This is a genomic window from Mycobacterium adipatum, from assembly GCF_001644575.1.
GTDB classification, from domain to species: Bacteria; Actinomycetota; Actinomycetes; order Mycobacteriales; family Mycobacteriaceae; genus Mycobacterium; species Mycobacterium adipatum.
In genome coordinates this window covers 49,337-62,577 of sequence record NZ_CP015596.1, presented here as the reverse complement: position 1 = coordinate 62,577, position 13,241 = coordinate 49,337, and the positions used below count along the sequence as shown (strand labels likewise).

The following is a 13,241-nucleotide window of genomic DNA, read 5'->3' as shown; positions in this document are numbered from 1 at the left end:
CCCGCCGTGTCCAAACCTTGACTTGACCCCGTCCCGTTGCGGCGCCGACGATGGTCGGATGCGCCGACTACTGGTGGTGTTGAGCGCGCTCTGGCTGACCCTGGCGTCGGCGCCGGTCGCCAACGCCGTCGAGACCCCCTGGTTCGCCGGTTCGGTCGGCAACGCCACCCAGGTCATTTCCGTTGTGGGCGTGGGGCCTACCACGGCCAAGATCGACGTGTGGGAGCGGACCGCGGCCGGCTGGACACCGGTCGGTGTGGGGATACCCGCGCACATTGGGTCCAGCGGCATGGCGCAGGAGATCCGCGAGGGGTCGATGAAGACCCCGATGGGGGTGTTCCCCCTGGACTTCGCCTTCGGTACCCAGGCCAATCCCGGCGGTGGCCTGCCCTATGTGCAGGTGGGGCCGAACCATTGGTGGGACGGCGACGTGAACAGCCCGACCTACAACACCATGCAGGTGTGCGAGAAGGCCCGGTGCCCGTTCGCCACCGAGGGCAGCGGCACCGAGAACCTGCAGATCCCGCAGTACGCGCATGCCGTGGTGATGGGGGTCAACAAGGCCAGGGTGCCCGGTGCGGGCAGCGCGTTCTTCCTGCACACCACCGACGGCAGCGCGACCGCGGGATGCGTCGCGATCGACGATGCCGCCCTGGTGAAGATCATCCGGTGGCTACGCCCCGGCGCCCTCATCGCCGTGTCGAAATAGTCAGATATTAACGGCGCGACCGGCTTTCACCTTGAAGCCGAGGCTCTCGGTGGACAACGACGCGTCATAGGTCCGGTCGTACCCGGTCTTGCTGATCTTCCAGCCCTGCGGGGTGCGCCGGTAGGTGTCGTGGTAGAAGCCGGCACCGATGAGCATGAAGTTGAACTCGGGGGCGATGACCTTGTCCTGCAGGTACCAGATCCCGGTCGCCTCGTCGCCGTCGACCTCGATCTCCGGATGGGTCACCTTGTGCTCGGTGATGATGCCGGCCGGCATGGAGGTGCGCATGAACTCCACCAGTGAGGCACGGTCGGTGAAGTGGTGTTCCTCACCGAGGGACTCGCCGTAGTCTCCCACCACATCCTCGGTCAGGGTATCGGCGAAATCGTCCCAATGCTTGGTGTCCAGCGCGCGCATGTAGCGGTACTTGACCTTCTTGATTTCTTCGATTTCAGCGAGGTTGTCAACCATGCCCGACATCAGAACACAGGGTTTCGCCGCGTTGTGTCCGTTCGGCCGAACGCAGTGGCGACGGTTAAGGTGGGCCCAATGACCGACCCGTTGGGGTTGTCCATCGGGACGACCAACCTGGTCGCGGCACGTGTCGGCGACCGTCCGGTGACCCGGCGCGCTGTTCTGACACTTCCCGTGCAGGGTGCGCCGGAAGTCGGCGTGCCGTCCGGCCGGCCGGGACAGGTACTGACCGGATTCGTTGACCGCGTGGGAGATCCGGTACCGCTGGTGGCCCCCGACGGATCGTCCTATCCCGCCGACGACCTGCTGGTCGAGGCGCTGGAGGCGATGGTGGGTGTCGCGGGCGGCACCGTGTCGGCGCAGACCGCGATCGCGGTGCCCGCCCACTGGGACGCCGCCACGCTTCGGGCGCTGCGGGCAAGCCTGCGGTCCAATCCGGTGCTTTCCCCGAACGGAACGACACCGCGGCTGGTCTCGGATGCCGTCGCGGCGCTGACCTCGCTGCGCGCCCACCCGGGTCTGGGTGCCGGCGGCCCGGTGGTGCTGGTGGACCTGGGCGGTGGCGGGACCAGCATCACCCTCGCCGATTCGGGCCTGGGCTTCGAACCGCTCGACGAGACGACCAGGGTGGCCGAGTTCTCGGGCGACCTGATCGACCAGGCGTTGTTGACCCACGTGTTGTCCGGCATCGAGGACACCGATCCGGGAGCCACCGCGGCGGTCGGACTGCTCGGCACGCTGCGCGACGAATGCCGGCAGGCCAAGGAACGCCTGTCCGCGGCGGCCGCCACCGAGATCCCGGTGGAGTTGCCCGGTTACCGGTCGGTGGTCCGGGTGACCCGCGCCGAGCTGGAGGCGTTACTCGCCGAGCCGGTGCAGCACGTGCTCGATGAACTGGATAATCTGTTGCAGCGCAACAGGATCAGCTGGACAGATGTGACCGTCGTCGCGACCGCGGGTGGCGGCGCCAGCATTCCGCTGGTCACCCAGAAGCTCTCCGCGCATACCCAGATCCCGGTGGTGAGCACCCCGCAGCCCGCCCTGGACGCGGCCGTCGGCGCGGCGCTGTTCGCGGCCTACGCGGCGGAGGCCGGCGCGCAGACCGGGATGGCTCCCGCGCTCGGAGCCGACGCCCCGACCAGTCTGGCGCCGCCCATCGTGCTCCCGGATCAGTCCGGGTCCTCGACGTTCCGGGCGTTGGCCTGGTCACAGGACGACGATCTGTCCGCCGAGCCGGTGCCCTACGCCGGACCCGATGACTATCCCGAGGTCAACGGACCGAACCCGTATCTCGGCGATGAGTCCACCCGCATTGTCTCCCAACATGTTCCGACCCAATACGATGACGAGCCGCGCGGCGTCCCGCGGCTACCGATGGCGGTGTTCGCCGCCGCCGGCATCCTGGCTGTCGTCGGCATCGGTGGCGTGGCGATCGCGCTGACCAGTGTGTCCGAGACGGACACGCCCACCCCGTCGACGGCCCCGGTGTCCGGGGTGTACACACCACCGCCGGTCGAGCAGCCCCCGGCCGTCCAGACAGCGCCACCGATCGTCACCGTCACCCAGGCACCGCCGGCGCCGCCACCGGAACCCGTCGCGCCGCAGCCGGTGGCACCGACGACCACCACAACGCAGCCGCCGACCACCACGACCACGACGACGACCACCACGACCACCACGACGACGACCACCACGACGACGACCACGACGCCGTCTACCACCACCACGACCACGACCACCACGACCGTGCCGTCCACCACCACCACGACGGTGCCGAGCACGTTGCCGACCACCACCGCAGAGGTCACCACGGTGTCGCAGGCGCCGGCGATGACGACCACATATATCAACGTGCCTTTGCTGCCCCCGATCCCCATCCAGGTGCCCAACCCGGCGGCCCCAGCGGCTCCGTAGCCGATCTCGGACCGTCCGACCTGCGCATACCAATTTCTCGAAGAGTTGAGCTGCTGCGACACGCCGGGTTATAGTCACCCGAGTTAAGTCACGGATAGGTAACGACAAGCACACGGCCGGGTCTCGGCGGTTGCTGAACGTGAAACCGGCGAGCTCGAAGGTGTGGTGAATGCGGCGACAGGGAACGGCTCACAGCCGACTGCGGTCGTCCGCCGTACTTGCCGCCATCGTGGCGCCGGCCGCCGTACTCTTCTCCGTCGGCGGCGACATCCAGCCCGTGACCGTCGCTGACCAGGCGACCAGAGCTTCCGCTCCCGCGGCGGTCCGCACCGCCGAAGCTGCCCCACTGGGTGTCGAGGTCATCGCGGCACCGGCGTCCTTCGGGTGGAACCCCACCGCCCTGGTATCCGCAGCGCCCGAGGTCACCTCCGCCCAGCTCGTCTCGGCGTCGAGGTGGCGGGCGGACACCCGATCGCTGTTACTGCCCAAGGGCGTGGCTCCCGAACACGGGCTGCAGGTCAAGACCATCCTGGCGGCCCGCGCCATCAGTGCGGTCTTCCCGGAGATCCGCAGCATCGGCGGCGTGCGCCCCGATGCGTTGCGCTGGCACCCGAACGGGCTGGCGCTCGACGTGATGATCCCCAACCCCGGGAGCGCGGAGGGTGTCGCGCTCGGCAACCAGATCGTCGCGTACGTGATGAAGAATGCCGCCCGTTTCGGCATGCAGGACGCCATCTGGCGCGGTACCTACTACACCCCGAGCGGTGCAGCGGGTTCCGGCGGATACGGCCACTACGATCACGTGCACGTCACCACCACCGGCGGGGGCTACCCGACCGGCGGTGAGCAGTACTTCCGCTGATCGGGGTGGGAGCCGCCGACGAGTGCGGTGACCTCGAGGGCGCAGCCCCAGCACAGGGTGATTCCCGAACCGCCGTGCCCGTAGTTGTGCACGACTCGAGCTCCGGAGTTCAATGGCTCGCCCTCTTCGAGTCGGACGGTCGGGCGCCCGGGGCGTAGCCCCACCACCTGCTCAAGCACGTGAGCATCGCGCAGGGCGGGCACCAGGTCGGCGCACCGCGCCAGGATCGCCGCTCCGACGGTCTCGTCCACCGTGGTGTCCCATCGGCCCTCGTCCAGGGTGCCGCCGAGAATGCAGTCCGCGGTCCGGGGGTGTACGTACGCGCGACCGCCGGGATGCTCCTCGTCACGAACCGACATCGTCAGGCCGGGATTGCTGACCCGGACGATCTGGCCTCGCACCGGATACACCGAAGGGTCGTCGACCAGTGCGCCCGCGCCGAGGCCGGCACAGTTGATCACCACGTCTGCCTCCTCGCCCACGTCGTCCAGTGAACGCAGCCGGCGCTGGTCGACTTCGCCGCCGAGGGCTCGGACCCGTTCCTCCAGCCATGGGAGATAACGGGGCATCTCCGCCAACGGCACCGCATAGCGCAATCCGTGGGCATAGCCCGGTGGCAGTTCGTCCGCGCGGGCCGGTCGGAGATTGCCGACGGCGGCCGTCCACGCGGGTTCGCCCGGCGATTCTCGATACAGGCTCAGCGACTCACGCATGACGACCCCCGGTACCTGCGCCGAGGCCTGCTCGGCGAGCACATCGAAGGTGTGTGCACCCCAGCCCGATACGCGCTCCCACGGTGCGACATGGGTCGGGAACCACACCGCGGCCGCCACGGCCGAGGTGGTGGATAAGGCGCGCTCGGCGGCCGCAATGCGCACCGCGTGGCCGGCCTCCAGCAGCGAGATGGCGGTGGTCAGGCCGCTGATCCCGGAGCCGACCACGACGGCCTGCAATGCCGTGCCCATGGTGAGTAACCTACCGGTTCTCGTCATCGTCGATGTCCGTGCCACGATGACCGGGTCTCGGAGAGCCGTCAAACCCGTTCTGGCAGTACGGCTCTGGTCAGATCCGGTCGTGGTGGCGGGTCCGGCGGGGTGTTGTGCCGCCGGACCCGCTGTGCGGGCGGTTTCACTGTGGAGTTTTCAAGGTGCCGTGCAGTTTTCAAGGTGCGGTGCAGGTGTGGTTTATGCGGCGGTGGGTAGGTCGGTCATGGTGCGTCGGGCGTGGGAGCGCAGATGCTCGGGTGTTGGTGTGCCCTGGGCGTGGGGTGGGATGAACCAGGGGTGGCGGTCGGGGCCGAGGTAGACCTGCCAGCCGCCGTGGTGGATCGCGGTGTGGTGGAGTCGGCAGAGCAGGACGCCGTTGTCGAGGCTGGTGGTGCCCCCGGCGGACCAGGGGGTGATGTGGTGGGCATCGCACCAGGACACCGGCCGCCCGCACCCGGGGTGTGCGCAGCCCCCGTCACGCACGGCTAACCCTTTGCGGATGAGCGGGGTGAACAGTCTTTCGCTGCGTCCCACATCCAGTGGTGCGCCCGAGTGGTCGACGATCACCGAAGTCAAAGTGCTGTCACAGGCGATGAGCTCAGCGGTCGCGGTACTGATGGGGCCACCGAATCCGAGGGTGTCCACGCCCTGCGTTGCGGGTCGGATGAGGGTGACGTGCGGGAGCACCCCACCCGACATCGGGCGCCCGGAGCCAGACAGGTAGGTGCGCAGTATCTGCCCGAATGCGTCGGCGCGGCGCCGCCCGACCGGGCGGGGGTCCGGCGATCCGTCCGGCAGCGGGATCGGCCGAGTTAACGGGTCCAGGGCGGCGAGCAGTTCTTCGCCAGTGAGCGCATCGAGGTCGAGGGTGGCCGCCACCCGCCCGTCCTCGGTTTGCACCACGGTCATGTCGTTGAGGTCGGTGTTCTCCGCGACCGGGACCGCACCCTCCTCGGGGGATGAGGTGGCGGCTTTGGTGATGGCGATCCCGCGGGCCTTCTTGTCCACCAACGAGGGGGTGGTTTGGGTCATCAATGTCGTCACGATCTCGGCGCGGTCTTCCTCGGACAGGGCCACCCGACTGGTGATGTGGCTGATGCCTTTGCCGACGGCGTCGGCGAATTCGATCCCGACCGCACCGAGGCGCTGCTGCGCGGTCAGTGCCGGCAGGGTGTGCGCCGCCCGGCCCACCCGCACGGCTCGGTGCGCTGCGCCGGGGGCCACGCCGATGCTGGTGAGCAGATCGGTCCCCGTGCGCAGGTGTTGTCGGGCCGGGATCGCGGCCCGCTCGGCGGCCACGACCGCGGAGGCGATGACATGGTCGGCCAGGTTGCGCAGGGTGACCGCGGCGGCCAGCACCGCCACCACCGCCTCGTCGTCAACACCGCGGCGGGGAGCGTCGAGCAGATGGAACAGGGGGCGATCGCCCTCCCGCGCGGCGACAGGGGTGAGGTCATCGATCAACGCATCAACAAACGTCTCGAGATCAGTGGCGTCCATAGGGATACCGGCTTTCACAGAAGGTGCCCACAAGGCACGATCAGTTAGTACTACGGTTCATTAAGTCCCCCAGGACGTAATGAACCTCGCGGCGACCGGAGTCGCGGTCTGCAGCTCACCGGGTGCTAATGGGAGCTACGTCGCATTCGAACTTGTGTTCGATACTACGCCGAATCAAGGCCGCGCGCAAGGGCGATGTGATGTCCTGAGACATCACACCGAGCGGGGCTTCTTCATGGGCTCAAGACGAGCCACACCGGCCTCACGGAAGATCCGTGCCAACGCGGCGACGGAAGGGACCTGCGGCAAGCCCATCGCGTGCATTTTGTCGTACACGCTGATCGGTCCATGGTCGCGGCCGGACGCCTCCAGAGCGGCACGCACGGCCACGGCCTGCTGCCTAACCTCCTCAGTTAACTTCGACGGACTCGACTTGGGCCGCCGAGACTTGGGTTCGAGCACCTCGGCCTGCCCATCGGTCTTCGCGCGCTGACGTAACGCGTAGAACGACTTTCGGGAGATGCCGTGCTCGGCGCAGAACGTCGAGACCGCCCCACGCGGCGCGTCATCAGCCACTGTGAGATCGCCAACCGGACACGAGGATCGATAGGTTCATTAACGGCCACCCCCGCAGCCTCGGCGCAGAAGTGTCACCACCAAGAACCCTCGAAGTGTCACCGATGTCCTGATGCAGAACTGTCACCGATGTCTTGAGACATGACACGCGCGCAAGGGCGATCTCTCAGGGATGCCGACGCACGACCGGCGCTTCGGGTGCAGACGACTGCCCACATTGCTACCGAGTTATTCAGCGTCCTTCGCGCCCGGGGATTCCGACGCGGCGGAATCGCTCGGGGAGCTCTCCGACCGCGAGTCCGGGCGTGACGATGGTCCGCGGCCGGTCAGTTTCTTCGCGGTGTTGTGCAATCCGGTGCGGAAGTTCTTGATGCCCTGTCGAATTCTGGCCGCCGGGTCGACCTTGACTGGCCTGACCGGCTTGAGGGCTTCGGCCGTGGTGCCCGCCTCGTCGGCGACCGTCTCGGGTTCGGCGTCGGCTTCAGGTGAGGTGGTGTCCCCGGCTACCGCGGTGGTCGGCTCGGGAGTGTCACCGACGGTCTCGGTCTCGGTGCCGACCGTCTCGACAACCGGTTCGACGGCGGTACGCACCGTGGTCTCGACGACCTGATCGGTGGCATCGGTGACCAGACTGACCATGTTCGCGCCGGCGTCGGGGACGGACGTGGTGGTGGCGATGTCGTTCGGCGTCTTGATATTGCGGACCCGCGGTGGCTGGCCCCACGGCGTGAACAGGCCGGGCGCCGGAATGTACTGCCCTTCTCGGCCGGGCAGGATCGGGCCGAGGTCGCCGTACCCGCCGAAGAGCAGGCCGTCGATCACGTGGAACGGCGCTCTGACGATGGCCTCGATGAACGGCTCGATGCGCAGCGTCGTCATCGAGTAGAAGATTTCGGAGTGCGCCACGCCGGCCCCGCCGATCGCGCTCAGAACCGGCCCGATCAACCGGACGAACGCGTACTCGACGAAATCGGGAATTCGGCGAATCTCGTCGCCCAGGATCGGGAAGTTGCGGGCCACGGCCTCGGCCACCGCGTCGTTTAACGGGCCGATGAGCAGCGGTGTGATCGGTGCCAGGAAAATGTCGCTGACCAGGGCGTAGTTCCAATGCAGCAGGTCGGCGTCGGGCCACTGCTCGTGCACCGTCCACCACAGATCGGGAATCTTGCGGGTGAGTGCGTCCACGCTCTGCTCCACCGCCGACCGGGCCCCGGTGCCGATGAGCTGTAGGTCTTGGACCAGCCCGGCCGGCATCACGGCTGTGCTGACGACGCGTGGTGTGTCGATGACCGCAGGAGCATCGGGAGTCACGGTCACGGGTGCCAGCGCGATGGCACCGGCACTGGCAAGAACCACGCCCGCGGTCAGGGTCTGCCGAAATACGTTGTTGGCCATGCCTTTAATGACTCCTGCATCGGATCTGGTAGTTTGCCGACGCAAACGCTAGCCGAGCTGGCGGTGAAAGTGGGGGCTTCCTTTTCACGGTCCATGGAGTTCGCTGTTCGCGTGGTTGCGCGCGAAACCTGTGCGACCTCGTTTATGGTTCGGCTGTGCCTGATTTTGATCGACGCAGCGCCCTGATGATGCTCGGACTGGGAGCGGCCGCCGCGGCTTTGCCCTCCCCGGTGGCCCACGCAGAGCCGGTGCCCGGTGATGTACCCCCCGGACCGGTCCCCGGCCCGGGGGCCGCGGTGCCGACGATGCTGTTCCAGGATGAATTCAACGGCCCCGCGGGTTCGCCCCCGGACCCGGCCGCATGGTTCATCGTTCCGCAGCGGGAAACCATCCGTAACCCGGTGGAATGGGACAAGCCCTACAACATGGGTCGCTACGTCACCGACCAGGAACATGTCTTCCAGGACGGCAACGGCAACCTCGTCATCCGCGCCACCCGCGGGGAGGGCGCCAATATCCAGGAGAAGTACGCCAGCGCGAAGATCATCGGTAACTGGCGCGGCGGCATCGGCACCACCTGGGAAGCCCGTATCAAGCTGAACTGTCTGACCGACGGCGCGTGGCCGGCCTTCTGGCTGCTCAATGACGACCCGGTCCGCGGTGGCGAGATCGACCTGGTGGAGTGGTACGGCAACCGTGACTGGCCGTCGGGCACCACCGTGCACGCGAAACTGGACGGCACCATGATGGCGACCGACAAGCATCCGGTGGACAGCGCCTGGCATACCTGGCGGATGACGTGGCAGCCGACCGGTCTGTATTTCTGGAAGGACTACCAGCCGGGGATGGAGCCATACTTCACGGTGCCGGCCAACTCGCTGGACCCCTGGCCCTTCAACGATCCCGGCTACACCCTGGCACCGATCTTCAATATCGCGGTCGGGGGATCCGGCGGGCGCGAGCCCGCCGGGGGAACCTACCCGGCCGAGATGCTGGTCGACTGGATCCGGGTCTTCTGACGCCCGCTACCGCAAACCGCTGGACGCCGCGGTCCTGGGCGATTTGGCTGTCTGCACCGTTCGCGGCGCGGTCCTTGCCGTCGCCCGGGTGGTGACCGGCACCGTCTCGGTTTCCTCGGCCTCCTCGGTATCGGGTGCCGCGGTGAGAGGCTCGGATGGTGGGTCTTCGACCGTGTCGGCCTCGGAGACGCCGGGTTCGACGACGTCGGTGGCCTCGGGTTCGGTGGCTTCGGGTTCGGCGACTGCGAGTTCGGTGACTGTAGCGTCGCCGACGTCGGGCTGAACGACGTCCGGCCCGGTCGCTTCGTCCGCGCCCGGTGACTCTCGCTCCTCGTCCACCGTGGAGTCATCGATCGCCAATGCCGTTGCGGCGGGCAATATCCGGCGTTCGGCCGGCGGCGCACTCTCGATCCCCAGACAGCTCCTGACCTTCTCGACGACCCAGTTCGCCGCGGTGGTGATGACGTCGGCGATACCGTGCACCACCTTGGAGGTGATGTCCACGATGCCCTCGACGACGTTGACGGTCACCTCGGCGATGGTCTTGACCACCCACACCGTCGCATCGAGGAGAACCTCCGCGCCCCAGACCACGAAGTCGACCACATCGTTGATCACCTCGCCGGTGATCTCGACGACCCGGGTGACGAACGCCCTGATGGCGTCGAGGACGGGATTGTCGGGTTCGAGATCCTCGAGGAAATCGCGGATCACCTGGACCGCCGGTTTCTCCTGCCAGTCGGTGTACCAGATACCGAAGTTGTCCTGATCACTTGGGCTGCCGCTGTTGATATCCCGGGTCGAGTAGATGAATATCGGACCGGTGCCGGCCTCCCGCTGCCAACTGGCCAGGAAGTCCGCGAGGAACTCGGCCTGCTTTTCCGGAGAGTTGTACAGCAGCGGATGCTGCGGGTCGAAAGGAGTTGTGGGCAGCCCATATTCGCTCGCCCATACCTTGAGGGCGCCGTCACCGTACTGTTCCATCAGCGTCCTGAGCTCACGCAGCTGCAGTATCGGGGAGTCCGACTGTGTCTCGCCCTCGGAGAACGGGATGTCGTAGTGGTAGGGATGGAACGAGAACGCATCGAAATAGCCGTGGGCGTCGGCGTCGTACATGCCCTGCAGGAAGTCGACCGGGTTCATGGTGAAGTTGTCGCCGAGGGTCCGGCCGGAGCCCAGTACGCCTGCGACAACGGTGATGTCGTCGTCGGGATCGTCGGGATCGTCATGCGCCTTGATGGCCGTGTAGGCCGCCTTCACCATGTTGGTGTAGGCGACGGGGTCGACCGGGTTGAGGAAGAACCGTCCGTTCGGTTCGTTCCACACCTCCAGAGCGGAGATCTTGCCTTCGTACTTCTCGGCGACCGCGCCGGCGAACTTACCGAATGCTTCGAGATCGGGTGTGCCCGACAGCGGCGGGCTGCCCGCCCACGCCGGCGTCTCGTGCAACACCCCGAGTACACCCATCCCGCGCCGGTTGGCCTCGTTGATGACGTAGTCCGTGGCGCCCCAGAAGAAGTTTCCGTTCTCCGTGAGTTGGGTGGATACCCAGGAGATGCCGATGCGGACGTTCTGCACACCCAAGGCCTGCATCATGTCGAGTTGTTCGTCGATGAGGGCCTCGTCGCCCAGGCGCACCAGGTTGGAATCGGCCAGACCGATGGTGGTGGGTGTCTCGTCGATGGCGGCGGCCATGTCGACGGCGTAGGACGCCGCGCGCGGCTCGATCGGCGGCCGGAGTTCGGTGGTGGCACAGACAGCGGCGAGGACCACGGTCGAGGACACGGTGATGACCGCCCGCCGTCGAAGGCTTCGAAGAGCTGACCTGCTCATGACGACTCCCGACCGGTCGACATCGGCCGGCGGTAGCTCGGCCAATGCAGACATTAGCGCAACGGGGTCGGCCAAAAACCGCAATGACACCGATTGCCAGCGGTTGTCGGGAGTGGACTGCGGCGCCGCCAGACAGTGCACGGGCTTAGCTGCGCCGGGCTGTGCGGCCGCGGGTGCTCCGTGTGGAAATTCGTTCTCGACGGCGGGGCTCGATGCACGCGTGATTTGCGGTGAGCGGGGGTCAGCCGGGGTAGGCGGACTCCTGCCCCGGCTGACCGGTCGTGGTTACCCTTGCGCGGCGCTGGTCGAGCTGTCGCTCTCGGTACTGCCCGCGGATTCGGCGTCCGTGGACTCCGATCCCGTCGTGGTCGAAGTGTCGGTCAACTCCGACTCCGACTCCGTCTCGGTCGTGGTCGGCTCGGCCTGGGTAGCCTCCACCAGCGCGGCGCGTGCGGAGTCCGTGCTCTCCAGTGCGGGATCCGTTGCGTCGGCGGGTTCTTCATCCTCTGCTTCGAACCCGGTGGTCGAGGGCACGGTGGTCGATGTGCTTGTCGTGGAGTCAGTTTGGCCCCATGCCGCGGCCCAGTTCGCGGCGGCATCGGCGAGTGACTGCTGCCAGTTGGCCACCGCCTCTGCCACCGGATCGACCGCCTCGGTGCTCGGCTCCTCGGTGACCGGGTCGATCGGTTCCGTCGGCACTCCGAGGTCAGGGATCTCGTCGATCGGCGGCAGCTCCTCGGTGGGTGCGGGGCCGTTCTCTGCGATCCATGCTTGCACGACCGCGGCGGCCTGTTTGGGTGTGTAGTCGTCGCGGAACAGTCCCCAGGTGTCCTCCACGTCGGTCGACGCGCTGTTCCGGTCGACGAGGGAGTAGATGAACATCGGGCCGGTGCCTTCGTGTTCGGACCAGGTGTCCATGAAGTCGTCGATGAACTCGGCTTGCTGTGCTTCCGAGACATACGAGGTGGGGAGACCGTATTCGCTTGTCCACACCTCCTTCTCACCGTCACCGTACTGTTCCATCAATGCCTGCATGGCCTCCAGCTGACCCACCGCCGAAATGGCATTGCCGGCGCCGTCGCCGAACTTCCAGTCGTAGTTGTACGGGTGGTACGACAGCGCATCGAAATAGCCCGCCGCCCCGCTCTCGTACATCGTCTGGACGAACTCGACGGGGCTGATGTTGACCCCACCCCACGTGAGGCCGGCGGTGACCACCCCGCCCACCACGGTGCCGCTCGGGTCGACCGCCTTGATCGCGGTATAGCCGGCTTTCAACAGTTCGGTGTACGCGGCCGGATCGGGCCGCGGTGACCAGAAGACGGAACTCTGTGGCTCGTTCCAAATTTCGTAGGCGGAGATGCGTGCGGATTCGGGATCGCCGTCGCCGGCGCCGTACCGGCTGGCCAGTTCGCCCATGAATGCACCAAAGTCCTCCGGGTCGCGTGGGGCACCATATGCGGAGTCCTGAACATCCGATGCCCAGGTAGGCGTACTCGTGACGGCGCCCAGGACGGCCATGCCCCGCTGCTCGGCGGCGTCGATGACCTTGTCGACCTCGGTCCAGTTGTAGACACCGGGCATGGGCTCGACTGCACGCCAGGGGATGAACATCCGAAATTGCGTGACGCCCATGGATTGCATGGTGTCCAGCGCGACGCCGACCTCTTCCGGCGTCATGAAGTACAGCTCGGACTCGGCGATGCCGACGGCGTTGGACGAGGTGTCGATCGCCGCAGTCAGCGACACATCCACCGCGACCTGCCGGACCGCATCCTCGTGCGGCGACATGCTCGACGGCGGCGCGGCACCCACGTGCGCTGCTGCGCCGACGAGCGTGCACGCGAACAAGGGTGCAGCCATCGAGCGAATCGGCTTTGCTGCCCGCTGATTGGGGCCCCGCATCATGCCATCTCCAAACTTCCGCAAACTCAGGATCAGTAGTTGTGGTGTGCTTCACACCCCGGACAACT

10 protein-coding genes and 1 pseudogene are annotated in these 13,241 nt (G+C 66.9%); 4 read left to right on the top strand and 7 right to left on the bottom strand.

Features of this window, described 5'->3' with window-relative positions:
- Positions 1 to 58 precede the first annotated feature (58 nt).
- On the top strand, positions 59 to 709 hold the full coding sequence (locus tag A7U43_RS00295) for a L,D-transpeptidase family protein (protein WP_067989765.1): 651 nt from the start codon (positions 59 to 61) through the stop codon (positions 707 to 709).
- On the opposite strand, the gene A7U43_RS00290 is transcribed toward A7U43_RS00295, so the two are convergent.
- A complete protein-coding gene (locus A7U43_RS00290) occupies positions 710 to 1,189 on the bottom strand; it encodes a nuclear transport factor 2 family protein (RefSeq protein ID WP_082901972.1) in 480 nt (159 codons plus the stop codon).
- 69 nt (positions 1,190 to 1,258) lie between these two features.
- Between A7U43_RS00290 and A7U43_RS00285 the strand changes: the two genes are divergently transcribed.
- Both A7U43_RS00285 and A7U43_RS00280 read left to right on the top strand, forming a co-directional pair.
- On the top strand, positions 1,259 to 3,097 hold the full coding sequence (locus A7U43_RS00285; RefSeq protein ID WP_067989763.1) for an Hsp70 family protein: 1,839 nt from the start codon (positions 1,259 to 1,261) through the stop codon (positions 3,095 to 3,097).
- Between the two features lie 169 nt (positions 3,098 to 3,266).
- Positions 3,267 to 3,959, top strand: coding sequence for a VldE C-terminal domain-containing protein (locus tag A7U43_RS00280; protein WP_067989761.1), 693 nt, complete (start codon positions 3,267 to 3,269; stop codon positions 3,957 to 3,959).
- On the opposite strand, the gene A7U43_RS00275 is transcribed toward A7U43_RS00280, so the two are convergent.
- From A7U43_RS00275 to A7U43_RS00260, 4 genes and pseudogenes are all read right to left on the bottom strand, one after another.
- A complete protein-coding gene (locus A7U43_RS00275) occupies positions 3,926 to 4,924 on the bottom strand; it encodes an FAD-dependent oxidoreductase (RefSeq protein ID WP_067989758.1) in 999 nt (332 codons plus the stop codon). The two genes, A7U43_RS00280 and A7U43_RS00275, sit on opposite strands and share 34 nt — an antisense overlap.
- 219 nt (positions 4,925 to 5,143) lie before the next feature.
- The gene (locus tag A7U43_RS00270; protein ID WP_067989755.1) at positions 5,144 to 6,445 is read right to left on the bottom strand and encodes an HNH endonuclease signature motif containing protein; all 1,302 of its coding nucleotides are present in this window, start codon (positions 6,443 to 6,445) and stop codon (positions 5,144 to 5,146) included.
- Between the two features lie 219 nt (positions 6,446 to 6,664).
- Positions 6,665 to 7,071 (bottom strand): annotated as a pseudogene (locus tag A7U43_RS00265) (IS481 family transposase); the annotation flags it as partial.
- Between the two features lie 178 nt (positions 7,072 to 7,249).
- Entirely contained in the window at positions 7,250 to 8,416 is a 1,167-nt protein-coding gene (locus A7U43_RS00260; RefSeq protein WP_067989751.1) for a hypothetical protein, read from the bottom strand.
- Between the two features lie 185 nt (positions 8,417 to 8,601).
- Here A7U43_RS00260 and A7U43_RS00255 point away from each other — a divergent pair, with 185 nt between their 5' ends.
- Entirely contained in the window at positions 8,602 to 9,435 is an 834-nt protein-coding gene (locus A7U43_RS00255) for a glycoside hydrolase family 16 protein (RefSeq protein ID WP_067989749.1), read from the top strand.
- Positions 9,436 to 9,441: 6 nt separating this feature from the next.
- Here the strand turns inward: A7U43_RS00255 and A7U43_RS00250 are convergent, their stop codons facing one another.
- Complete coding sequence (locus A7U43_RS00250; RefSeq protein ID WP_197499934.1) at positions 9,442 to 11,268, bottom strand: cellulase family glycosylhydrolase; 1,827 nt, start codon at positions 11,266 to 11,268, stop codon at positions 9,442 to 9,444.
- A gap of 285 nt (positions 11,269 to 11,553) precedes the next feature.
- Complete coding sequence (locus A7U43_RS00245; RefSeq protein ID WP_197499933.1) at positions 11,554 to 13,131, bottom strand: cellulase family glycosylhydrolase; 1,578 nt, start codon at positions 13,129 to 13,131, stop codon at positions 11,554 to 11,556.
- Positions 13,132 to 13,241 lie beyond the last annotated feature (110 nt).

Bases quoted from the DNA above. Each gene is read 5' to 3' on its own strand.
- A7U43_RS00275 (WP_067989758.1), bottom strand. From the start codon at position 4,924: ATGGGCACGGCATTGCAGGCCGTCGTGGTCGGCTCCGGGATCAGCGGC.
- A7U43_RS00295 (WP_067989765.1), top strand. From the start codon at position 59: ATGCGCCGACTACTGGTGGTGTTGAGCGCGCTCTGGCTGACCCTGGCG.
- A7U43_RS00270 (WP_067989755.1), bottom strand. From the start codon at position 6,445: ATGGACGCCACTGATCTCGAGACGTTTGTTGATGCGTTGATCGATGAC.
- A7U43_RS00255 (WP_067989749.1), top strand. From the start codon at position 8,602: ATGATGCTCGGACTGGGAGCGGCCGCCGCGGCTTTGCCCTCCCCGGTG.
- A7U43_RS00250 (WP_197499934.1), bottom strand. From the start codon at position 11,268: ATGAGCAGGTCAGCTCTTCGAAGCCTTCGACGGCGGGCGGTCATCACC.
- A7U43_RS00260 (WP_067989751.1), bottom strand. From the start codon at position 8,416: ATGGCCAACAACGTATTTCGGCAGACCCTGACCGCGGGCGTGGTTCTT.
- A7U43_RS00290 (WP_082901972.1), bottom strand. From the start codon at position 1,189: ATGTCGGGCATGGTTGACAACCTCGCTGAAATCGAAGAAATCAAGAAG.
- A7U43_RS00280 (WP_067989761.1), top strand. From the start codon at position 3,267: ATGCGGCGACAGGGAACGGCTCACAGCCGACTGCGGTCGTCCGCCGTA.
- A7U43_RS00285 (WP_067989763.1), top strand. From the start codon at position 1,259: ATGACCGACCCGTTGGGGTTGTCCATCGGGACGACCAACCTGGTCGCG.
- A7U43_RS00245 (WP_197499933.1), bottom strand. From the start codon at position 13,131: ATGGCTGCACCCTTGTTCGCGTGCACGCTCGTCGGCGCAGCAGCGCAC.